Source organism: Thermoactinospora rubra (genome assembly GCF_002093975.1).
Lineage (GTDB): Bacteria > Actinomycetota > Actinomycetes > Streptosporangiales > Streptosporangiaceae > Nonomuraea > Nonomuraea rubra_A.
The window spans coordinates 14,458-35,321 of sequence record NZ_MSZZ01000076.1 but is presented as its reverse complement, the minus strand read 5'-3'; the positions used below and the strand labels follow the sequence as shown (position 1 = coordinate 35,321).

Below are 20,864 nucleotides of genomic sequence, written 5' to 3'. Positions count from 1 at the left end.
CGCCCCTCAGGTCTCAGGAGTTACACCCTTATTCGTACAGTCCCCAGGGAGCCGCGATCGTAGGCCGTGCCGTACATCGCCGGCTCCGAGGACGCACTAAAGATCGGCGCTGAACGCATCAACGTCCTCCGCGATGACAAGGTCAAACTGGAGCTTTCTCTTTCAGGCGCGGCAGCCGGTGGTGATTGGCCCGCAGAGGTCGTCAGCGTCGTGATCGGCATCTTCGTCCTGCACATCCGGGCACAAGTGGATCTTCCGCTCAAACGCCGGTGCGCAGGATGTGGGCGAGGGAACGAGCCCTGGCGGTGCTGATCCGAGGTGGGGGCGACGGCGTCGATGGCGGCTTTGCCGTACTCGCCGCCTGCGACGGGATCGGCGATGTTGAGTCCGAAGGGCCGGTCCGGAGAAGACGAGCAGAGCGCGAGCGGGGCGGAGTCCGGTCGGACTGGGGTGGCACAGGGAGACGTACCGGATGCGGAGGAGGAGTCCGACTACCGACAGGTCGACGGCGGGTCCGACCAGTGGAGCGCTGCGGCGGGTGGTGTGGTCGCTGGCTCAAGGACAGTAGGGAGTTGTTGAGTACCATCCGCGGCGGCGGTGAGGGGAGTGGGGCGTGCATGGAAGTTCTTGCCTTCCGGGAGCAGGGCCCCACCTGGTGTTGGCGCGCCTGGCGGGGCCGCACACCTGCGAAGGAGAGCCCCGTCTCCCACTTGGAAAACGGGGCTCGTGCCATTGACGTGCCATTCGCCGACGCAATTGATCCGCCGGAACTGGCCACGATCGTGTTCCTGCTTGACCTTGACACAGTGACAAGGCCTTCACTGTCGCCGAGGAGGTGGTCCAGATGACCATGGAGGAAGAGGACACGAACCCGACGGAAGCTCTCCAGAGGCTGGAGAGCAGCAGCTCGTCGGTGCGGCTGCAGGCGGCGCTGGCGATCGGCACGAACCCAGACCCGCGGTTCGTCGGCAAGCTCATCGAACGGTGCGCGATCGAGCCCGATTTCTACGTGCGTGACATGCTTACGTGGGCGCTCACCCGCCACTCATCGTCGGTGACGGTTCCGAAGCTCGTCGATGAGCTCCGCTCGGAGCGTGCGCAGGCACGCAGCCAGGCGTTGCACACGCTGTCCAAGATCGGGGATCGGCGAGCGTGGCCGGCGATCACACGGGCGCTTTTGACCGACGCCGACGACGAGGTGGCGCGGAGCGCCTGGCGGGCGGCGGTCGTCCTCGTGCCCGAGGGTGAAGAATCCGAGTTGGCCGCGGTGCTGGCGACACAGCTTGGGCGCGGCGGGCGCGAGACGCGGTTGAGCCTCAGCCGGGCGCTGATCGCGCTCGGTGAGGTGATCGTGCCGGTCCTGCACGCCGCGATGACGGATCCCGGCCCTCGCGTGCGTGAGCACGCGATCGCCACCGAGCGGCTGTTGCGCGACCCGGAGGCGGGATTCGAGTTCGCGGTCGAGGAGGCCAAGCGCATCGCGGTCCTCGGCACGACCGGCCAGGAGGGGTGACAGGTGGTGTTGATCGGTGAGGTGGCACGACGGTCCGGGGTCAGCGCCCGCATGCTCCGGCATTACGAGTCGCTCGGCCTGGTGCGGCCAACGGGTCGTACCGAGGGCGGCTATCGGGAGTACTCCAGCGAGGACATCCGGCGAATCTTCCATATCGAGAGCCTGCGGTCATTGGGGATGTCGCTGCGTGAAATCGGGCGCGCGCTGGACGATCCCGGCTTCAAGCCCTCGGAACTCGTCGACGACCTCATCCGCCAGACGCGGGAACGCATCGCGAGTGAGACGGAACTGCTCACGCGACTGCGCCGGATCGGTGCCGCGGAACCCGCCGGCTGGGAGGACGTCCTGCGGATCGTGGCGCTGCTGCAGGCCCTGGGATCGGAGAGCGCAGGGAAGCGCCAGCGCGCGGCCCTGTCCTCAGCCGAAGAGGTTCCGGTGCCGGTGGAGGCTCTGGCCGAGGCGGCGCTGAGCGAGACGGACCCGAACGTCGCCGGAGCCCTTCGATGGGCTCTGGCGCGATCGGGCGACGGCGCATTGGCGCTGCTGGCGGAGGGCCTCGGCGCACCCGTAGCCGAGGTGCGGAAACGTGCCGTCCAGTCCATCGCCGAGATTCCGGACGGCGAGGCGACCGCACTGCTGCGGGACGCCCTCACGAGCTCCGACGTCGTGGTCCGCAGGTGTGCGGCCCTGGCGCTCGGGGCACGTGGAGCAGCCGACGCGGTCCCGACGCTCATCGACATGATCGTCGAGGGGGCGAACGACGCCGATGCCGCCGATGCGCTGAGCGCGCTGGCGGGTGATCCCGCGTTGGCGGATCAGATCGCCACCAGGCTCGTCGACCGCCTCGCCCAGGGTGACCTTGGATCGTCCGCACGGCTACGGCTGGCACAGGCGCTCGCGGACATCCCGGGGATCACGACGTCGCGTGCCCTCGCGGACCTGTCGAACGACGAAGACCGCGCCGTTGCGCTCACCGCGACATACATCCTCAAGCTGCGCGACTCGCGATAACGGCTCTCCTGGGGGCGGGCTCGGCGGACGGTGCTCGGCGCTTCCGTCTGCTCATCCCTCCGGCTCGGCAGCACAGTGCCGGCGGTACCAGGAAGGTCAGCCCAGACCGGGCCTGGCGAGTGACCGCGTCGCCATGACGGCGACGGCCAGCGGGAGGAGCGCCACGACGGCGGTCGCCACCGCGGTCCCGGGCGCGGCCGCGACGAGATGGCCGTTCACGAAGCCCAGCGGCAGCAGGATCAGCAGCCGCGCGGCGAAGGCCAGGCCGATGGCAAGATGCGGCCTCAGCCTGCCGAGGTAAGGCGTGAGCAGCAGCGTCCCGAGCAGCCCGCCCAGCCCGGATGCCGAGATGAGCAGGCCGTAGCCGTCGGCGTTCACGTCGAGCACGTCCCTGGAGAAGACGGGATAGAAGACTTCGAGGGCTCCGCTGATCGTCAGGAGGGAGAAAGTCGTCGCCATGATGAGGAGGACACCCCTGGTGCGCCGCAGCAACGCGAAACCGGCGGTCACGCGCCAGGTCGGTGACCTGTCCTCCTTTCCGGGGAGGCGGCGATCCGGCTCGGCAACGCCAGCGCGGTGCACCCCATGATGACGAAGGTGGCCGCGTTCGCCAGAAAGGCCGGTCCCACTCCGGCCACGGTGACCACCACCCCGGCGAGTGCCGGCTCCAGCCATTCCGAGGTGTCCCATACGACTGACTGCAGCGTCGAGGCCGAGTCCAGGTCCTCGTCGTCGACCAGCGCAGCACGCTCATGTGAGGTCTTCTCCGGTCTTCTCCATCGACCGGATGATCTGGGTATAGCCCGTGCAGCGGCAGATGTTCCCGGACGGCGCCCCGGCAGCGCTCATCGACTCGTGCCTCAGCCACCAGGAGCCGATCGTGATCATGCCGGGGGCGCGGAATCCGCACGGGAAGGCCCCGCCGCGACTCGTCGCGCCTCCATCTGCTCCGGTGTCCGGGCGGAGCCGCACGCCGTACCCCAAGACGCAGGATTGTGTAGATCGTCTGGATCGCTAAAGTTCCGTCATGCACTCCCTCCTCGCCCTGCTCACGGCTGCCGCCCTTGCCGGTCCGATTCCCTCCGGGCACGCCGCGCTGACCAGGAACCCGCTCTACAAGACCGGGCCCCTCCCCGACGTGACCTGCGAACAGCCGATCTACACCACCACGACCTACGAGAGCGTCAAGAGTTACACCCAGATCCTCGCCGACTGCTTCGACCAGCTCTGGAGCACGAAGGTCCGCAAGGCGGGCATCGCCTACCAGAAGCCGAAGCTCGTGGTGCAGCAGGGCAAGGACATCAAGGGCTGCGGCACGAGGTATCGGCCGGGAGACACCGACAGCCTCTACTGCATCAAGACGAAAACGATCTACTTGTTCTCCCATGAGGTCGTCGAGGGCAGGGAGCTGGAAAACGGCGAGATCCTTCTCAACCTCGCGCAGATGTACGGCTTCCACGTCCAGAACCACCTGGGCATCCTCGCCCAGGAGGCACGCGAGTGGAGGAAGCTGTCCAAGAAGGCCCGGCTGGAGCTGAGCGACAGGCTTTACCTGCAGAACTTCTGCCTGGCCGGGGCGGGCGCCGGAGCGGCGTGGGAGTCGCTGGAATCCCTGTACAACACGCCCCTCACCACCATGATGGGCTTCTACACCATGACGGGCGGCGACATGCCCGGCTACGGCACCGCCAAGAGCCGCCGCCACTGGATGACGCGCGGGTACGAAGCCGCCTCACCGGGAGTCTGCAACACGTTCACCGCGCCGAAGTCGCGCGTCGGCTGACGATGCTCTGCGGCCTGCCATCGTCTACTTGGCTACTCACGGTCGGTCGCGCCGCCGAGCAGCCACAGGGACGCCATGGGCAGCGCCTTGAGCCTGTAGCCGAACGGCAGAACCTGCTCGCCGGTATACAAGACGAATCCCGCGCGAAATCTCGTTCCCAGCCGGTCGGCCAAGTGGCGCAGACCGCGAAAGTCGTCCCCGCGGACGGTCTCCGTGGACTTGATCTCGATGCCGATCACTTCACCGGACGCATGCTCCAGGACGACGTCCACCTCGACTTTGTCGCGATCCCGGTAGTGGAACAGCTGGACGGGCTCATTGGCCCAGGTCAGCTGGCGTGCCACCTCGCCGATCGCGAAATTTTCGAGCAGCGGGCCGACGGGGGCCGTGACGTCCCTGGCGCGATCGGGTGACAAGCCGATGAGCCGGCCGCCGAGTCCGCTGTCCGTGACGATCAGTTTGGGCGTGGATATGGCGCGGCGGGTGAGGTTCGAGGACCAGGCTGGTATGCGCTTGATGACGAAGACCAGCTCCAGGAGCTCCAGATAGCGGGAGAGCGTCATCCTGGGGAGCCCCACGTCGCAGGCGATCGACTGGACCACGGCCAGGCCTCCCATCCGGGCCGCGATGACGCTGAGAAGCCGCCTCATCTCCGCGGGGCGCTCGATGTCTGAGATCTGGCGGACGTCGCGGGTGATCAGATCGGTGATGTAGGAGTCGAAGAATCTGTTCCGCCTGCGCCCCGGATCCCGCCGGACCGCCTCGGGGTAGCCGCCACGCAGCGCCCTGTCCACGTAATCGCGCTTGCGAAGCGGGCAGGGCCTCATGGCGACATCGGATCCATGCGTGAAGACGTGGTCCACGAATCCGTCTGGAGCGTTGTCGATCTCTCCTTGAGACAGCGGCCACAGCTCGATGGTCTCCGTCCGGCCGGGCAGAGCGTCAGGGAGATCACGCAGGCCCAGGATGCGCGCGGAACCGGTGAGGAGAAACTGGCCGGGCCGGGGGTTCCGATCAACCTCGCGTTTGATGGGGAGGAGCAGTTGCGGGGCACGCTGGATCTCGTCAATCATCAAGAGCCCGTCATGCCGAACGAAGGCGACCGGATCCTCCTCGGCCGCGGCCAAGACCGCGGGGTCGTCCAGGTAGAGTTGATGGGCGTTGTCCGTCCGGGCGGCGATCAAGCTCGCCAGCGTGCTCTTACCGACCTGCCGAGCACCGTTCACGATCACGACCCGCGTGTCCGCCAGCGCTTCAAGCGTCATCGCTTCAGCGCGCCTCGGGAACAGGGATGGTTTCGTCATATCGCGTACGTTACTGCAGCTCAACACTCCTATGTGGGCGTTCTGCCGAAGCTTTTATGGGCATTCTGCGCATCATCTGTGGGCGTTTTGCCGGGGTAGGCATGGGCGTTCTGCCGGTCCATGCGTCCACAGATGACCTCGCGGATCCGTACCAGGGATGAGAGCTGTCGCCGGTGGTCAGGTTGCGGCGGATCAGCAGCCGCCGGTAGCCGCCGGGCTCGGCTTGGTCGATGCGTGCTCAGGCCCAGGCATACCAGCGCGGTCCCTTGACACCCTGACCGGCGCGGTAGCGGTGCCGGTGCCGATCGGCCACGCCGGCGGCGATGCGCATCCGTCCGCCTCGCGTACTCCGCCCCGCGCCCCCCTGACACCATCGGCCCCAGCAGGGCGATCCCCGCATGTACCCGCCGTGCTGGTAGCCCTGGATCCTGCGGGCGGCATGCACCACTCGTCTAGCATGGGCCCACCAGTCGATGGACCGGGGACGGTCGCGGTACGCCAGGGAGTATCCGATGCTTGACCCCATGTGGCGCGGGAACGGGTCGAAACGGCGGAGGGCGCACCGGAAGGTCGTGATCTCCGTTCTGGGGGCGGTCATCCTGTCGCTCGGAGTCGTTGCCGCACCCTTTTTCCTCCTCGCTTTCCTTCTTGGCGGAGGGTGGGCCGGCTGCGCATCGGCTGATCATCGATTAGAGGAACCGCTGATGAGCCTTCCCGTCTTCGGTGTGCGCCCGTCCGGAGTTCACCTTGACGGCGAGCGGTATTCGGGATGCGACGACGACGGCGGATTTGCTTTTGCGGGCCAACATTATCGACCGATGCCGTCGCGAGACGATGTCAAGGCGTTCTATCGGAGCGTCGTTGCCGCAGACGGCTGGGCTCCGGTCGATGACCACGACAGGATGGACGAAGGCCTGTGCTTCTTGAAGAAGATCAACGGTCTCGACGCATACCTCGTTTTGTGGTTCCCCCATGAATATGACAGCAAAATCGATGATGCGGTATATGCGCTGGAGGTGAAGGCAAGCCGGTATGGGCCCGCGGGTTGCTGACGGCGAGGGCGGCGACAACGCCTGACGCGCGTCGAGCGTATGGCGGCAGCGATGCGCACCCGTCCGCCTCGCCGTACTCCGCCCCGCGCACCCTGGCACCGATCGGCCCCCAGCGGGGCCGATCCCCGCATGCACCCGCCGTACCCCTCCGCGCCCCTCTGCGTGCCCGTCGCCCGGGCCCTCGAAGACGTGCAAAAGGCCTGCACGGGCCCGGTAATCATCCCCTCTCGAACACTGGTCGGCCCTTGACGCCGGGTTGGAGCAGAGGTTCGCTGAAGTGTGGCCCAGGACGCCGTTGACCGGCAGTGACTCCAGTGCCTCCATAGCGCCGACGGCCGGAGAAAAGCGGATGATCTCTGGCGGAGATATCCATGGCAACCTATGAATATTGCTGCGGTGATTGCGGGCGATTCGAGGTACGTCTGCCGATAGGTACGGCTACGGCCGTACGGGATTGCCCTGAGTGCCACCGCCCCGCTCCCCGCGTCTTCTCCTCGCCGTACCTCAGCAGCGTGCCGCCGGCAGAGGCCGCCGCACGCGCCCGAGAAGAGCAGAGCCGGGAAGCGCCCGAGGTCGTCACGAGCGTGCCTCCCAAACGGCGCCGCGAGCAGCCGCCGCACCCCGCGCTGTCACGCCTGCCTCGGCCTTGATCAACAGAACAACGGCATCCACGCACACGCGAAACCAGCCACGCGCGAGGCCCACGGGGTTCCTGACACGGCGACAGGTACGCGCGTGCACCCGCTTGCGGGCGGGATCGAGCGCGGACGACGCCGATCGAAAACCCCTTACCAGCGTTAGGAGGTGCGTCGCTGATGGGAGCCGTCGGACTGCTCTACGTCGGCGCAGTTCTCTTCTTGAACGGAGTGATGCTCCTGGGCAAGGTCGAACCGCGCGCGGCAGGCGTCTTCAACCTCTTCGTCGGGGCGCTGCAGGTGATCACGCCCACCGTGCTGATCATCGCCAACCTCACCAGGCCGGCCGAGATTCTCGGCGCCTCGGGGATCTATCTCTTCGGCTTCACCTATCTCTACGTCGGCATCAACCTGCTGGGGGGATTCGACTCCACGGGAGTCGGCTACTTCTCTTTGTTCGTGGCCATCATGGCGCTCGGATACTCGTATGCGAACTTCCAGCTCCTGCGTGATCCGGCGTTCGGTGTCATCTGGCTCTACTGGGCCTTCCTGTGGTTCCTCTTCTTCGTGCTGCTGGGCTTGAAGCGGGAACGGATCACCAGGTACACGGGCTGGGTCACGGCGATCCAAGGGTGGGTCACGGCGGCGATCCCCGCGTTCCTGATCCTCACCGGCAACTGGCGGAACCCTCAGCTCTTCGCCGTCGTCCTCGCCGTTTTCGGCGTGGTGGTCTTCGCGGCGCTGTGGCCGCTGACCCGGGGACGCGAGGTCGCCGCGGCGGCATCCGGCGGGGAGGAGGAGGCGATGGGCGCGCGCGACCAAACACGTCGCCCCCGCTGGACCTGAGCCAAGTCGACCGCACAGCGGAAGTGGAGGTGACGAGACGAGACAAGGTCTGAGAGCACCACCAGCGAAGAAAGGCGTTCATCATGCCAAAGGTCGTATTCAGCGTCGATCAGTCAAAGTCGATGCGTGATCAGCAAGTACCAGGGCACAACCGATGGCACCCCGACATCCCCGTGGTGGAGATGGTGCGCCCTGGAGATGAGTTCCGGGTCGAATGCAGGGAATGGACCGACGCCCAGATCGGCAACAATGACTCCGCGAACGACGTACGGGACGTCGACCTGAGCCATGCGCACATGCTGAGCGGGCCGATCGGGATCGAAGGAGCCGAGCCGGGCGACCTGCTGGTCGTCGACATCCTTGACCTCGGTCCGGTCCCGCAGCAGGTCGGGGACGCGCCAGGACAGGGATGGGGATACACCGGCGTGTTCGCCAAGGCGAACGGCGGCGGGTTCCTGACCGACTACTTCCCCGACGCATACAAGGCGATCTGGGACTTCCACGGACTGGTCGCGACATCGCGCCATCTGCCGGGTGTGCGGTACACCGGCATCACCCACCCGGGACTGTTCGGCACCGCGCCGTCAGCCGAGCTGCTCGCGGCCTGGAACCGCCGGGAGCAGGCTCTCATCGACACCGATCCCGAACGGGTCCCGCCGCTGGGGCTCCCACCGCTGGCCCGAAACGCCCTCGGGGGTACGGCGAGCGGCGAGGTGGCGGAACGGATCGCCAACGAAGGCGCCCGCACCGTCCCCGCACGGGAGAACGGCGGCAACCACGACATCAAGAACTTCACCCGCGGGGCCAGGGTGTTCTACCCGGTCCACGTGAGGGACGCCAAACTCTCCGGAGGTGACCTGCACTTCAGCCAGGGCGACGGCGAGATCACCTTCTGCGGCGCGATCGAGATGGGCGGTTTCATCGACTTCCACGTCGACCTCATCAAGGGCGGCATGGAGAAGTTCGGTGTCACCACCAACCCGGTCTTCATGCCGGGCAACGTCGAGCCCCGGTACTCCGAGTTCCTGTCGTTCATCGGCGTCTCGGTCGACCACGACACCGACACCAACTACTACCTCGACGCGACGGTGGCCTACCGCAGGGCTTGCCTCAACGCGGTCGAGTACCTCAAGAGGTGGGGCTACAGCGGAGAGCAGGCATACCTGCTCCTCGGCTCCGCTCCGATCGAGGGGCGTGTCAGCGGGATCGTCGACATTCCCAACGCCTGCTGCTCGCTCTACCTGCCCACCGCGATCTTCGACTTCGACGTGCGCCCGAACGCGGAGGGACCGGTGAGGAAGGACCGCGGGCAGTGCGCCGTGACGAGTTAGCCGCTCAGCCGCCGCGCAACCGCCACGGCATGATGGATACGCCGCCGGAGCCGGCCGGCTCCGGCGGCGGAGCGCTCCCTTGGGGCCCTGCCCGGAAGAAGCCCGGGCAGGGCCCCACGTGTCGTGGACGGCCGTGCGAAGGGAGCCCGGTCCCGGACCTCCCGGGCCGCGAGCCCGCTTGGATCACGTTTCGGTAAAGGATTCCCCGGCTTTCGGAGCATGTGAGGAGTTCGGCCCTCCGCGTGCCTCATACGCCGGTCAGCAGGCCGGGCGAGCCGGGTACGGCCTCGGCGAGGCTCCTGACGATCGCGCCGCCGTCCTTCGCCACCGGTAACATCACCCCTCGAGCCCAAAAACGCGCAAAAAGTTGGTTATCATCACATATGACACCAGGTGGTGATTTATCGACAAGTCTGGGCGAGTTCAGCGCCGTGTCAGCGCCTGTCACGTCGAAGGGTTGATCAATGAACAACGACGCCGTGTGGGTCCGAAGCGTGACAGGCATGCAACTGCACCACACCACCGACCTGCAGGACGCCAGCCGGTTCCTGGGCAACGCGGTGATGGCGCTGCGGGCCGCTCACGTGCGAACCGGCGATGACCGGTACTCCGCTCTCGCCGCGCAGCTGAAGGCCGTGGCGGAGGAGACGCGGGTGCTGGAGAGCCAGGCGCGGGCACGCATGCGCGGGCTGCACTCGGCGGATCCCGAGCTGTTCGTCCGCTGCCGCGAGGGCGAGGAGCCGTGGCCCGACGAGATCCAGGCGGGGTTCATTCCACGCCACACCTGCATGGATCAATGCCTCTATCACGACCATGATGTGCTCGACGCCATCATGCAGTGCACGTGCGGGCAGCCTCCGTGCAGGGCCTGCGCCATCGGTGGCGCGCCCTGACGCTTGATTCCGCCGTGATGCTGGAGGGACGAGACCGGTGCGGGTATCCGCGCCGGTCTCGTCCTTTTCCGGGGTGACTTGCGAGGGCTTGTAAGGGGAGGGTCGCCGGTTTGGAGCCGGTGCCCGTCCTGGCCGAGCAGCATGCCCGAAATGCCAAGAGATGAGGCTTGACATCCGCATTGCCGGGCCTCAGTCTGTTGCGTATAGCGCTAGACGTTGCTCTTTGCGAAACCGAGGTGCGACACGATGATCCCAGCGTGCCCTCTCGCGTCACTCCCGCGAGGCGAGGCCATCCGCCTCGACGTCGATCCTCCCATCGCCGTCTTCCACACGGAGGACGGCGAGTTTTTCGCGATCGACGACACCTGCACCCACCAGGACGCCTCGCTGGCAGACGGATGGCTGGAGGGCTGCGAGGTCGAGTGCCCGCTTCACGCCTCCCGGTTCGACCTGCGCACCGGAGAGGTGGACGCCCCGCCGGCCAAGCGGCCCGTGCGCACCCACCAGGTCGTGGTCGAGGACGACGTCGTCTACGTGGTGCCCTCCGAGGCGCCGCCGAACCTGCCGCCTGGCGTCGCGCTCAAGGGGCAGGCATGAGGACCGTCTGCGTGGTCGGCGCCTCGCTCGCGGGGCTGCTGACCGCCAGGGCGCTGCGCGCCCAGGGGTATGCGGGGCGGCTGGTCGTGATCGGCGAGGAGCGGCACCGCCCCTACGACCGGCCCCCGCTGTCCAAGGACTTCCTCAGGGGCGCGCTCGGCGAGGCCGACCTGGCCCTGGAGGGCGAGGGCGAGCAGCTGGAGGCCGAATGGCGGCTGGGCGTCGCGGCCACGGGACTGGACGCGGCCGCGCGCCGGATCGAGCTCTCCGACGGCGGCACGCTCACCGCCGACGGCGTCGTCATCGCCACCGGAGCCGCCGCGCGCCGGCTGCCCGGCACCGAGGGGATGGCCGGGGTGCACACGCTGCGCACCCTCGACGACGCCCGCGCCCTGCGCGCCGACCTGCTGCGCGCCAGGCGCCTGGTGGTGATCGGCGGCGGGTTCGTCGGCGCCGAGGTCGCCGCGACGGCGCGCGAGCTCGGCCTCGACGTCACGCTCGTGGAGGCCGGGCAGGCTCCCATGGCCGCCGCCCTCGGGCCCGACATGGCCGCCCCCATCGCCGCCCTGCACGAACGGCGCGGCGTCCGCCTGCTGTGCGGCACGCAGGTGGCCGAGGTGACCGGCGGCGACCGGGTGGACGGCGTACGGCTCGCGGACGGCACCCTCCTGCCCGCCGACGTCGTGGTCGTCGGCATCGGCGCCACGCCCACCATCGCCTGGCTTGCCGAAAGCGGCCTGGACCTGGGAGACGGCGTCCTGTGCGACGAGGGCGGCGCCACCAGCGCGCCCGGGATCGTCGCGGTGGGCGACTGCGCCGCCTGGTACGACCCCGCGCTGGGCCGCCACCACCGCGTCGAGCACTGGACGGGCGCCCGCATGCGCGCCGTCGTCGCCGCCAGGACGCTGCTGTCCGGCGGCATCGAGCGGCCGGAGCCGCCGCGCCCGGCCTACTTCTGGTCCGACCAGTACGACGTCAAGATCCAGTTCATCGGCCACCCGCACGAGGCCGACTCGGTGAGCGTGGAGGCGGGCGACCCCGCGGAGGGCAGCTTTCTGGCCGTCTACCGGCGGGAAGGACTGCCGGTGGCGGTGCTGGGGGTCAACCAGGTCAGGTTGTTCACGCGGTGGCGCCGCCAGCTGGAGACCGCGCCGGTCCAGGCCGGCTGACACAGGAGTGGAAACATGGCTCATGAGGTACGCGGCGTCGTCGCCACGGGCAAGGGCAAGCCGGTCAGCCTGGAGACCATCCTGGTCCCCGACCCCGGCCCGGGCGAGGCGCTGGTGAAGGTGCAGGCGTGCGGCGTCTGCCACACCGACCTGCACTACCGCGAGGGCGGCATCAGCGACGACTACCCGTTCCTGCTCGGGCACGAGGCCGCGGGCGTGGTCGAGGCGGTCGGACCCGACGTGCGCGACGTGGCCCCCGGCGACTTCGTCATTCTCAACTGGCGCGCGGTGTGCGGGTCGTGCCGCGCCTGCCTGCGGGGCCGCCCGCAGTACTGCTTCGCCACCCACAACGCCACGCAGAAGATGACGCTGACCGACGGCACCCCGCTGAGCCCGGCGCTCGGGATCGGCGCGTTCGCCGACAAGACGCTGGTCGCGGCCGGGCAGTGCACCAAGGTCGACCCCGCCGCCTCGCCGGTCGCGGCCGGGCTCCTCGGCTGCGGCGTGATGGCCGGGCTGGGCGCCGCGGTGAACACCGGCGGCGTCAGCCGCGGCGACTCGGTCGCGGTCATCGGCTGCGGCGGCGTCGGCAACGCGGCCATCGCCGGATCGTGGCTGGTCGGCGCCACCACGATCATCGCGGTCGACGTGGACGAGCGGAAGCTGGAGTGGGCGCGCGGCTTCGGCGCGACCCACACGGTCAATGCGCGCGAGGAGGATCCCGTCGAGCGGATCAGGGAGCTCACCGGCGGCTTCGGCGCCGACGTGGTGATCGACGCGGTGGGCCGTCCCGAGACGTTCAAGCAGGCCTTCTACGCCCGCGACCTGGCGGGGACGGCTGTGCTGGTGGGCGTGCCCACGCCGGAGATGACGCTGGAGCTGCCGCTGCTGGACCTGTTCGGCCGGGGCGGCGCGCTGAAGTCCAGCTGGTACGGCGACTGCCTGCCCAGCCGCGACTTCCCCATGCTCATCTCCCTCTACCTGCAGGGCCGCTTCGACCTGGGCGCGTTCGTCACCGAGACGATCGGCCTGGGCGACGTGGAGGAGGCGTTCGCCAAGATGCACCGCGGCGAGGTCCTGCGCTCGGTGGTGACGCTGTGATGCGGGTCGAGCGCGTGGTCACCTCGGGCACCTTCTCGCTCGACGGCGGCACGTGGGACGTCGACAACAACGTCTGGCTGCTCGGCGACGACAGCCAGGTGCTCGTCGTCGACGCCGCCCACGACGCCGAGGCGATCGAGCGGGCGGTCGGCGACCGCCGCGTGGTCGCGATCGTGTGCACGCACGCCCACAACGACCACGTCAACGCCGCGCCCGAGCTGTCGGCGCGCACCGGGGCGCCGGTCCTGCTGCACCCGGACGACCAGGTGCTGTGGAAGCTCGCGCACCCCGCCGCCGAGCCGGACGGCGCGCTGGCCGATGGGCAGATCCTGCGCGTCGGCCGCTCCGCGGTCCACGTCCTGCACACCCCGGGGCACGCGCCCGGCGCGGTGTGCCTGTACGCCCCGGAGATCGGCGCGGTGTTCACCGGCGACACGCTCTTCCAGGGCGGGCCGGGCGCGACGGGCCGGTCCTACAGCGACTTCCCCACGATCATCGCCTCGATCAGCCGGACGCTGCTCACGCTCCCCGCCGAGACGGTGGTGCACACCGGGCACGGCGCCGACACCAGCATCGGAGCCGAGGCTCCGCATCTTGAGGACTGGATCCGCCGAGGGCACTGACCCGGCTCCCGAACCCCCGGCCCTGAGACAGAGGAGTAGTCCGTGACCGCCACAACAACCTCAAGCGTGATCCCCACCCTGCCGGGCCGCTACTACACCGACCCCGAGCTGTTCGCGCGGGAGCAGAAGGACATCTTCGAGTCGATGTGGTTCTGCGTGGTGCGCTCGGCGGACCTGGCCAAGCCGGGCGCGTTCAAGACCGTGCGGGTCGGCACCGAGTCCGTCCTGGTCACGCGGTCGCGCGACGGGTCGGTCCGCGCCTTCTTCAACGTCTGCCGCCACCGCGGCGCCCAGCTGTGCACCGAGGAGTCGGGCGAGGTCAAGCGGGCCTTCCAGTGCCCCTACCACGCCTGGACCTACGACCTGGACGGCAGGCTGGTCGCCGCGCCGAACCTGACCAAGATGGCCGACCTGGACCGCGAGCAGTACGGCCTGGTCAAGGTGCACGTGCGGGAGTGGCTGGGCTACGTGTGGGTGTGCCTGGCCGACGAGCCGCCGTCGTTCGAGCGCGACGTGCAGGGCGCGGTGGCCGAACGGCTGGGCGCGGTGGAGCTGATCGACAACTACGCGGTCGACCGGCTCGCGGTGGGCCGGCGCATCGTCTACGACGTCAAGGCCAACTGGAAGCTCATCGTCGAGAACTTCATGGAGTGCTACCACTGCGCCACCATCCACCCGGAGCTGACCGAGGTGCTGCCGGAGTTCGCCGACGGCTACGCCGCGCAGTACTTCGTGGGACACGGCGCGGAGTTCGGCGAGGAGATCCAGGGCTTCACCGTGGACGGCTCGCCGGGCCTGGATCGCATCCCGACGCTGAGCGAGGAGCAGGACCGCCGCTACTACGCGATCACCATCCGGCCGCAGGTGTTCATCAACCTGGTGCCCGACCACGTGATCCTGCACCGCATGTTCCCGCTCGCGGTGGACCGCACGATCGTGGAGTGCGACTGGCTGTACCTGCCGGAGGTGGTGGCGAGCGGCAAGGACATCGACAAGTCCGTCGAGCTCTTCCACCGGGTCAACCAGCAGGACTTCGACGCCTGCGAGCGCTGCCAGCCGACGATGAGCTCGCGGATCTACCGCGACGGCGGCGTGCTGGTGCCCAGCGAGCACCACATCGGCGGCTTCCACGAGTGGGTCGTGGACCGGATCGGCTGACCGTGGAGGAAGAACGGCCACGGGTCCGCCCGCCCAAGGACTGGGCGGGCGGGCTGCCCGCCGTGGGCCACGCCCTGGAGATCGCCCACCGCCAGATGGGCGTGGCCAGGACCGTGCGCACGCTGCTGCGGGTCAACCAGAAGAACGGCTTCGACTGCCCCGGGTGCGCCTGGCCGGAGGGCGAGCACCGCAGCCCGGCCGAGTTCTGCGAGAACGGCGCCAAGGCCGTCGCCGAGGAGGCCACCACCCGCCGGGTGGGGCCGGAGTTCTTCGCCGCCCACCCGATCGACGACCTCGCCACCCGCAGCGACCACTGGCTGGGGCAGCAGGGCCGCCTGACCGAGCCCATGCACAAGCCGCCCGGCTCCGCCCACTACCGGCCGATCGGCTGGGCGGCGGCGTTCCGGCTCATCGCCGAGGAGCTGCGGGCCCTGGGCAGCCCGGACGAGGCGGTCTTCTACACCTCCGGCCGCACCTCCAACGAGGCGGCCTTCGCCTACCAGCTGCTGGTGCGCCGCTTCGGCACCAACAACCTGCCCGACTGCTCCAACATGTGCCACGAGTCCAGCGGCGCGGCGCTCACCGAGACGCTGGGCATCGGCAAGGGCACGGTGTCGCTGGAGGACCTGCACCGCGCCGAGCTGATCTTCGTGGTGGGGCAGAACCCCGGCACCAACCACCCGCGCATGCTGACCGCGCTGGAGCGGGCCAAGCGCGCCGGGGCCCGGATCGTCGCGGTCAATCCGCTGCCGGAGGCCGGGCTGCTGCGCTTCAAGAACCCGCAGCGCCCCTCCGGGCTGGGCCGCGGCACCCCGCTGGCCGACCGGTTCCTGCAGATCCGGCTCAACGGCGACATGGCGTTGTTCCAGGCGCTGTCGCACCTGCTGCTCGACACCGCCGACCGGGCCTTCATCGAGGAGCACACGCACGGCTTCGCCGAGTGGGAGCGGCACGTCCGCGACCTGGACTGGGAGCGGGTGCTGGAGGCCACCGGCCTGTCCCGCGCCGAGCTGGAGGAGACCGCCCGCGAGGTCCGCGCGGCGGGCTCGGTGGTGGTGTGCTGGGCGATGGGCCTGACCCAGCACCGCAACGCGGTGGCCACCATCCGGGAGGTGGTCAACTTCCTGCTGCTGCGCGGCAACGTGGGCCGGCCCGGCGCCGGGGTGTGCCCGGTGCGCGGCCACTCCAACGTGCAGGGCGACCGCACGATGGGCATCTACGAGAAGCCCCCGGCGGCCTTCCTGGACGCGCTGGAGAAGGAGTTCGGCTTCCAGCCGCCGCGCCACCACGGCCTGGACACCGTCGAGGCGATCCGGGCCATGCGCGACGGCCGGGTGAAGGTGTTCTTCGGCATGGGCGGCAACTTCGTGCGCGCCACCCCCGACAGCGCGGTGACCGAGGCGGCGCTGCGCCGTACCCGGCTGACCGTGCAGGTGTCCACCAAGCTCAACCGGTCGCACGCGGTGTGCGGCGAGCACGCCCTGATCCTGCCGGCGCTGGGCCGTACCGAGCGGGACCCGGGCGGCTACGTGACGGTCGAGGACTCGATGGGGCTGGTGCACGCCTCGACGGGCCGGCTGGCGCCGGCCTCGCCGCACCTGCTGCCCGAGGTGGCGATCGTGTGCCGGCTGGCGCGCGAGCTGTTCGGCGAGGACCCGCACGTGCCGTGGGCGGACTTCGAGCGCGACTACGGCGTGATCAGGGACCGCATCGCCAGGGTGGTGCCGGGTTTCGAGGACTTCAACGCCCGCGCGCCGGAGGGCTTCGCCCTGCCCAACGCGCCCAGGGACGAGCGGCGCTTCCCCACGGCCACCGGCCGGGCCAACTTCACCGTCAACGAGCTGGAGGTGCTGCGGGTGCCGCCCGGCAGGCTGCTGCTGCAGACGGTCCGCAGCCACGACCAGTACAACACCACGATCTACGGCCTGGACGACCGCTACCGCGGGATCAAGGCGGGCCGCCGGGTGGTGTTCGTGCACCCCGACGACCTGGCCGAGCGCGGCCTGGCCGACGGCGAGGTGGTGGATCTGGTCAGCGAGTGGCCGGACGGCGAGCGCCGCGCGGAGGGATTCAGGACCGTCGCCTACCCCACCGCCAGGGGCTGCTGCGCGGCCTACTTCCCGGAGACCAACGTGCTGGTGCCGCTGGACTCGGTGGCCGAGACCTCCAACACCCCGACCTCCAAGAGCGTCGTGGTCAGGCTGGACCGGCGTAGCCCAGGCGGCGGCTGATCTCCTCGGCGCCGCCGATGAGGACCGGGGCCAGCTCGTGCATGCGCTGCTCGCTGAAGCGGTAGGCCGGGCCGGAGGCGCTGACCGCGGCGACGACCTCGCCGTGGTAGGCGCGGATCGGCGCGGCCATCGCGTTCAGGCCCTCCTCCAGCTCCTCCACGCAGTAGGCGTAGCCGGTCTCGCGGACGCCGGCCAGCTGCCGCTCCAGCTCGCGTGCGGAGGTGACGGTCCTGGGGGTGAACGCCTCCAGCTTGCCGTCCGACAGCAGCCGGGCGCGCTCGGCCTCCTCCTGGAAGGCCAGCAGCACCTTGCCGCTGGAGGTGGCGTGCAGGGGGGTGATCTGGCCGACCCAGTTGTAGGCCGTGACGGCCGACGGGCCGCGGACCTGGTCGAGGTTGACGGCGTAGGAGGAGCGCAGGACGGCGATGTTCACCGTCTCGCCGATCTCCTCGGCCAGCCGGTGGCAGACCGGGCGGGCCCGCTGCACGACGTCCATCTGGGTGCTGACCCCGCCGGCCAGGCGGATGATGCCGAAGCCCAGGCGGTACTTGCCGCGCTCGCCCGCCTGCTCGACCAGGCCGCGCGCCTCCAGCGCGCCGAGCAGACGGAAGGCGGTGGACTTGTGCACGTCGATCTCGGCCGCGACCTCGCTGACGCCGGCCTCGCCCCGCCGCGAGAGGATCTCCAGCACGCTGATCGCCCGGTCGACGGACTGGACGCCTCCGCTGCCGTTCTCGTTGCTCATGACGAAACTCTAAGTGCTCCAGGAAACCTCCGCAAAAGATCTGCTGTTGCGACTAGTGAAACGCGGTGCGTATAACGCTACGATTTGGGGAAACGTGCGATGAGACGAGGCACCATGACGTCACAGCAGTACGACTTCGTCATCGTCGGAGGCGGCTCGGCGGGCTGCGCCCTGGCCAACAGGCTCTCCGCGGACCCCGGCACGCGGGTGCTGGTCCTGGAGGCTGGCCGCCCGGACTACCCGTGGGACGTGTTCATCCACATGCCGGCGGCCCTGCCCTTCCCCATCGGCAACCGCTTCTACGACTGGCAATACGAGTCCGAGCCCGAGCCGCACATGCACGGCAGGCGCATCTACCACGCCCGCGGCAAGGTGCTGGGCGGCTCCAGCAGCATCAACGGGATGATCTTCCAGCGCGGCAACCCCATGGACTACGAGCGCTGGGCGGCCGATCCCGGGATGAAGCACTGGGACTACGCCCACTGCCTGCCGTACTTCAAGCGGATGGAGACCTGCCTGGCCGATCCGGGCACGCCGTTCCGCGGGCACGACGGGCCGCTGGTGCTGGAGCGCGGGCCGGCGGAGACGCCGCTGTTCACCGCCTTCTTCGAGGCCGTGCAGCAGGCCGGCTACCCCCTCACCGACGACGTCAACGGCTACCGGCAGGAGGGGTTCGCCCGCTTCGACCGCAACATCCGGGGCGGCAGGCGGCTCAGCGCGGCCCGTGCCTACCTGCATCCGGTACGGCACCGCCGCAACCTGACGGTCAGGACGCGGGCCTTCGTCTCGCGCGTGCTGTTCGAGGGCACCCGGGCGATCGGCGTGGAGTGCAACGGGGAGGTCGTCCGCGGCAAGGAGATCATCCTGTGCGGCGGGGCGATCAACTCGCCGCAGCTGCTGCAGCTGTCGGGCGTCGGCCACGCCGACGAGCTGGCCAAGCTGGGCATCCGCGCCGTGCAGCACCTGCCGGGCGTGGGGGAGAACCTGCAGGACCACCTGGAGGTCTACATCCAGCACGGCTGCTCCAAGCCGGTCTCGATGCAGCCCAACCTGCAGAAGTGGCGCCATCCCTGGATCGGCGCGCAGTGGCTGTTCTTCCGCAGGGGGCCCGGCGCGACCAACCACTTCGAGGCGGGCGGCTTCGTGCGCAGCAACGACGAGGTGGACTACCCCAACCTGATGTTCCACTTCCTGCCCATCGCCGTGCGCTACGACGGCTCCGCGCCCGCCGGCGGGCACGGCTACCAGGTCCACGTCGGGCCGATGTACTCCGACGCCCGCGGCACCGTGAAGATCAAGAGCGCGGACCCGCGGGTCAAGCCCGCGCTGCGCTTCAACTACCTGTCCACCGACCAGGACCGGCGCGAGTGGGTGGAGGCGGTCCGGGTGTCCAGGCACATCCTGGGCCAGCCCGCGCTGGCCGAGTTCAGCACCGGCGAGCTGTCGCCGGGGCCGCAGGTGCAGACCGACGAGGAGATCCTGGACTGGGTGGCGCGCGACGGCGAGACCGCGCTGCACCCCTCGTGCACCTGCCGGATGGGTGTGGACGAGATGGCGGTGGTCGATCCGGAGACCATGCGGGTGCACGGCGTGGAAGGGTTGCGGGTGGTGGACGCCTCGGTCATGCCGTACGTCACCAACGGCAACATCTACGCGCCGGTCATGATGCTGGCGGAGAAGGCGGCCGACCTCATCCTCGGCAACACGCCACTACCGCCCGAGCCCGTGGAGTTCTACCGCTGTAAATAATGGTCGCGCCTCCGGCGCTCCGTGCGAGGGGCGCCAGAAAGGCCCGGCCTTCCCTCGTCGCGGCGAGGGCGCTTGGGCGCCCTCACCGCTCCTCAGTCCAGGCCGGGCCGCGCCCCTCGCGTGGTGGCTGGCCGCCGTGAACAGGTTGTTCAGCGGAAGACGACTGTGCGGTTGCCGTTGAGCAGCACGCGGTGCTCGCTGTGCCACTTCACCGCCCGGGCGAGCACCTGCGCCTCGACGTCCCGCCCCGCCGCGATGAGGTCCTCGGGCTCGGCCTCGTGGTCCACCCTGATCACGTCCTGCTCGATGATCGGCCCCTCGTCCAGGTCGGCCGTGACGTAGTGCGCGGTCGCGCCGATGAGCTTCACGCCGCGCTCGTGGGCCTGGTGGTACGGCTTGGCGCCCTTGAATCCCGGCAGGAACGAGTGGTGGATGTTGATGGCGCGTCCCTCCAGCCGCTTGCACAGCTCGTCCGACAGCACCTGCATGTAGCGGGCCAGCACCACCAGGTCGATCTCGTACTCGGCGACCAGCTCCAGCAGGCGGGCCTCGGCCTCGGGCTTGGTGTCGGGGGTGACCGGCACGTGGTGGTACGGCACGCCGTAGGAGTCGGCCAGCGGCTTGAGGCCGGGGTGGTTGGACACGATCGCCGGTATCTCGATGTTGAGCCCGCCCACCTGCCGGCGGAACAGCAGGTCGTTGAGGCAGTGGCCGAACTTGGAGACCATGACCAGCGCCCTGGTCGGGGTGGCGGCGTCGTTGAGCCGCCAGGTCATCTGGTAGGCGTCGGCCACGTAGGTGAAGCCGGCGCGCAGCTCCTCCAGCCCGTGCTGCGCGGCGAAGTGGACGCGCATGAAGAAGCCGCCGCCCAGGCGGTCGTTGAACTGCTTGCTCTGCAGCATGTTGCCGCCGTGCTGCACCAGGAAGCTGGTCACCGCGTAGACGATGCCGGGCTTGTCGGCGCAGGAGACCGTGAGGATGAACTCGCGTCCGGGGTCGGGCCGGGGAGACATCGCACCTCCTGGTGTTGCGTATAGCGCATTAAGGTGATTTATACGCAACAGAGTGCTGGGGCGGGATGTCACAGTCAAGAGGGGTTTTGCCGCAGGACTCTTGACGAACC

21 protein-coding genes and 1 pseudogene are annotated in these 20,864 nt (G+C 69.2%); 16 read left to right on the top strand and 6 right to left on the bottom strand.

Features of this window, described 5'->3' with window-relative positions:
- Window positions 1-66 precede the first annotated feature (66 nt).
- The 3 genes from BSB02_RS40285 (at window position 67) to BSB02_RS36620 (ending at window position 2,524) form a co-directional block, all read left to right on the top strand.
- Window positions 67-312 (top strand): hypothetical protein, encoded by a 246-nt coding sequence (locus BSB02_RS40285; RefSeq protein ID WP_143591643.1) that lies wholly within the window; start codon window positions 67-69, stop codon window positions 310-312.
- A gap of 532 nt (window positions 313-844) precedes the next feature.
- On the top strand, window positions 845-1,513 hold the full coding sequence (locus BSB02_RS36625; protein WP_084965600.1) for a HEAT repeat domain-containing protein: 669 nt from the start codon (window positions 845-847) through the stop codon (window positions 1,511-1,513).
- A 3-nt stretch (window positions 1,514-1,516) separates the two neighbouring features.
- On the top strand, window positions 1,517-2,524 hold the full coding sequence (locus tag BSB02_RS36620; protein WP_476756190.1) for a MerR family transcriptional regulator: 1,008 nt from the start codon (window positions 1,517-1,519) through the stop codon (window positions 2,522-2,524).
- Between the two features lie 96 nt (window positions 2,525-2,620).
- Here BSB02_RS36620 and BSB02_RS36615 read toward each other — a convergent pair whose 3' ends face one another.
- Together BSB02_RS36615 and BSB02_RS43800 are read right to left on the bottom strand one after the other, a co-directional pair.
- Complete coding sequence (locus BSB02_RS36615; RefSeq protein ID WP_143591641.1) at window positions 2,621-2,983, bottom strand: hypothetical protein; 363 nt, start codon at window positions 2,981-2,983, stop codon at window positions 2,621-2,623.
- Window positions 2,984-3,274: 291 nt separating this feature from the next.
- Complete coding sequence (locus BSB02_RS43800; RefSeq protein WP_420855909.1) at window positions 3,275-3,496, bottom strand: 2Fe-2S iron-sulfur cluster-binding protein; 222 nt, start codon at window positions 3,494-3,496, stop codon at window positions 3,275-3,277.
- A gap of 55 nt (window positions 3,497-3,551) precedes the next feature.
- On the opposite strand from BSB02_RS43800, the gene BSB02_RS36605 reads away from it, so the two are divergent.
- Window positions 3,552-4,307 carry a neutral zinc metallopeptidase gene (locus tag BSB02_RS36605; RefSeq protein ID WP_084965597.1) on the top strand — a complete coding sequence of 252 codons (756 nt, stop codon included), beginning with the start codon at window positions 3,552-3,554 and terminating at the stop codon, window positions 4,305-4,307.
- Window positions 4,308-4,339: 32 nt separating this feature from the next.
- Here BSB02_RS36605 and BSB02_RS36600 read toward each other — a convergent pair whose 3' ends face one another.
- Window positions 4,340-5,611 carry an ATP-binding protein gene (locus BSB02_RS36600; RefSeq protein ID WP_084965596.1) on the bottom strand — a complete coding sequence of 424 codons (1,272 nt, stop codon included), beginning with the start codon at window positions 5,609-5,611 and terminating at the stop codon, window positions 4,340-4,342.
- Between the two features lie 166 nt (window positions 5,612-5,777).
- Window positions 5,778-5,936, bottom strand: a pseudogene (locus tag BSB02_RS43795) (IS701 family transposase); the annotation flags it as partial.
- A gap of 247 nt (window positions 5,937-6,183) precedes the next feature.
- On the opposite strand from BSB02_RS43795, the gene BSB02_RS40275 reads away from it, so the two are divergent.
- From BSB02_RS40275 to BSB02_RS36545, 11 genes are all read left to right on the top strand, one after another.
- A complete protein-coding gene (locus BSB02_RS40275; protein WP_143591639.1) occupies window positions 6,184-6,663 on the top strand; it encodes a hypothetical protein in 480 nt (159 codons plus the stop codon).
- A gap of 371 nt (window positions 6,664-7,034) precedes the next feature.
- A complete protein-coding gene (locus BSB02_RS43790; protein WP_084965594.1) occupies window positions 7,035-7,313 on the top strand; it encodes an FmdB family zinc ribbon protein in 279 nt (92 codons plus the stop codon).
- Window positions 7,314-7,478: 165 nt separating this feature from the next.
- Window positions 7,479-8,144 carry an AmiS/UreI family transporter gene (locus BSB02_RS36585; RefSeq protein ID WP_084965593.1) on the top strand — a complete coding sequence of 222 codons (666 nt, stop codon included), beginning with the start codon at window positions 7,479-7,481 and terminating at the stop codon, window positions 8,142-8,144.
- A gap of 83 nt (window positions 8,145-8,227) precedes the next feature.
- The gene (gene fmdA, locus BSB02_RS36580) at window positions 8,228-9,475 is read left to right on the top strand and encodes a formamidase (RefSeq protein WP_084965592.1); all 1,248 of its coding nucleotides are present in this window, start codon (window positions 8,228-8,230) and stop codon (window positions 9,473-9,475) included.
- 503 nt (window positions 9,476-9,978) lie between these two features.
- The gene (locus BSB02_RS36575) at window positions 9,979-10,368 is read left to right on the top strand and encodes a hypothetical protein (RefSeq protein ID WP_206185088.1); all 390 of its coding nucleotides are present in this window, start codon (window positions 9,979-9,981) and stop codon (window positions 10,366-10,368) included.
- Between the two features lie 246 nt (window positions 10,369-10,614).
- Window positions 10,615-10,965, top strand: a complete 351-nt coding sequence (locus tag BSB02_RS36570; protein WP_084965590.1) for a bifunctional 3-phenylpropionate/cinnamic acid dioxygenase ferredoxin subunit — start codon at window positions 10,615-10,617, stop codon at window positions 10,963-10,965.
- Complete coding sequence (locus tag BSB02_RS36565; protein WP_084965589.1) at window positions 10,962-12,134, top strand: NAD(P)/FAD-dependent oxidoreductase; 1,173 nt, start codon at window positions 10,962-10,964, stop codon at window positions 12,132-12,134. Before BSB02_RS36570 ends, BSB02_RS36565 begins: the two co-directional genes overlap by 4 nt.
- A gap of 15 nt (window positions 12,135-12,149) precedes the next feature.
- Window positions 12,150-13,235 carry an S-(hydroxymethyl)mycothiol dehydrogenase gene (locus BSB02_RS36560; protein WP_084965588.1) on the top strand — a complete coding sequence of 362 codons (1,086 nt, stop codon included), beginning with the start codon at window positions 12,150-12,152 and terminating at the stop codon, window positions 13,233-13,235.
- The gene (locus BSB02_RS36555; RefSeq protein WP_084965587.1) at window positions 13,235-13,858 is read left to right on the top strand and encodes an MBL fold metallo-hydrolase; all 624 of its coding nucleotides are present in this window, start codon (window positions 13,235-13,237) and stop codon (window positions 13,856-13,858) included. Before BSB02_RS36560 ends, BSB02_RS36555 begins: the two co-directional genes overlap by 1 nt.
- A gap of 42 nt (window positions 13,859-13,900) precedes the next feature.
- Window positions 13,901-15,016, top strand: coding sequence for an aromatic ring-hydroxylating oxygenase subunit alpha (locus BSB02_RS36550; protein ID WP_084965586.1), 1,116 nt, complete (start codon window positions 13,901-13,903; stop codon window positions 15,014-15,016).
- Window positions 14,992-17,247, top strand: coding sequence for an FdhF/YdeP family oxidoreductase (locus tag BSB02_RS36545; RefSeq protein WP_084965585.1), 2,256 nt, complete (start codon window positions 14,992-14,994; stop codon window positions 17,245-17,247). Before BSB02_RS36550 ends, BSB02_RS36545 begins: the two co-directional genes overlap by 25 nt.
- Here the strand turns inward: BSB02_RS36545 and BSB02_RS36540 are convergent.
- On the bottom strand, window positions 17,213-17,992 hold the full coding sequence (locus tag BSB02_RS36540) for an IclR family transcriptional regulator (RefSeq protein WP_084965584.1): 780 nt from the start codon (window positions 17,990-17,992) through the stop codon (window positions 17,213-17,215). The genes BSB02_RS36545 and BSB02_RS36540 overlap by 35 nt on opposite strands.
- Before the next feature lie 114 nt (window positions 17,993-18,106).
- Here BSB02_RS36540 and betA point away from each other — a divergent pair, with 114 nt between their 5' ends.
- Window positions 18,107-19,741, top strand: a complete 1,635-nt coding sequence (betA, locus tag BSB02_RS36535) for a choline dehydrogenase (protein WP_084965583.1) — start codon at window positions 18,107-18,109, stop codon at window positions 19,739-19,741.
- A gap of 149 nt (window positions 19,742-19,890) precedes the next feature.
- Here betA and purU read toward each other — a convergent pair whose 3' ends face one another.
- Window positions 19,891-20,754 carry a formyltetrahydrofolate deformylase gene (gene purU / locus BSB02_RS36530; RefSeq protein ID WP_084965582.1) on the bottom strand — a complete coding sequence of 288 codons (864 nt, stop codon included), beginning with the start codon at window positions 20,752-20,754 and terminating at the stop codon, window positions 19,891-19,893.
- Between the last annotated feature and the right edge of the window lie 110 nt (window positions 20,755-20,864).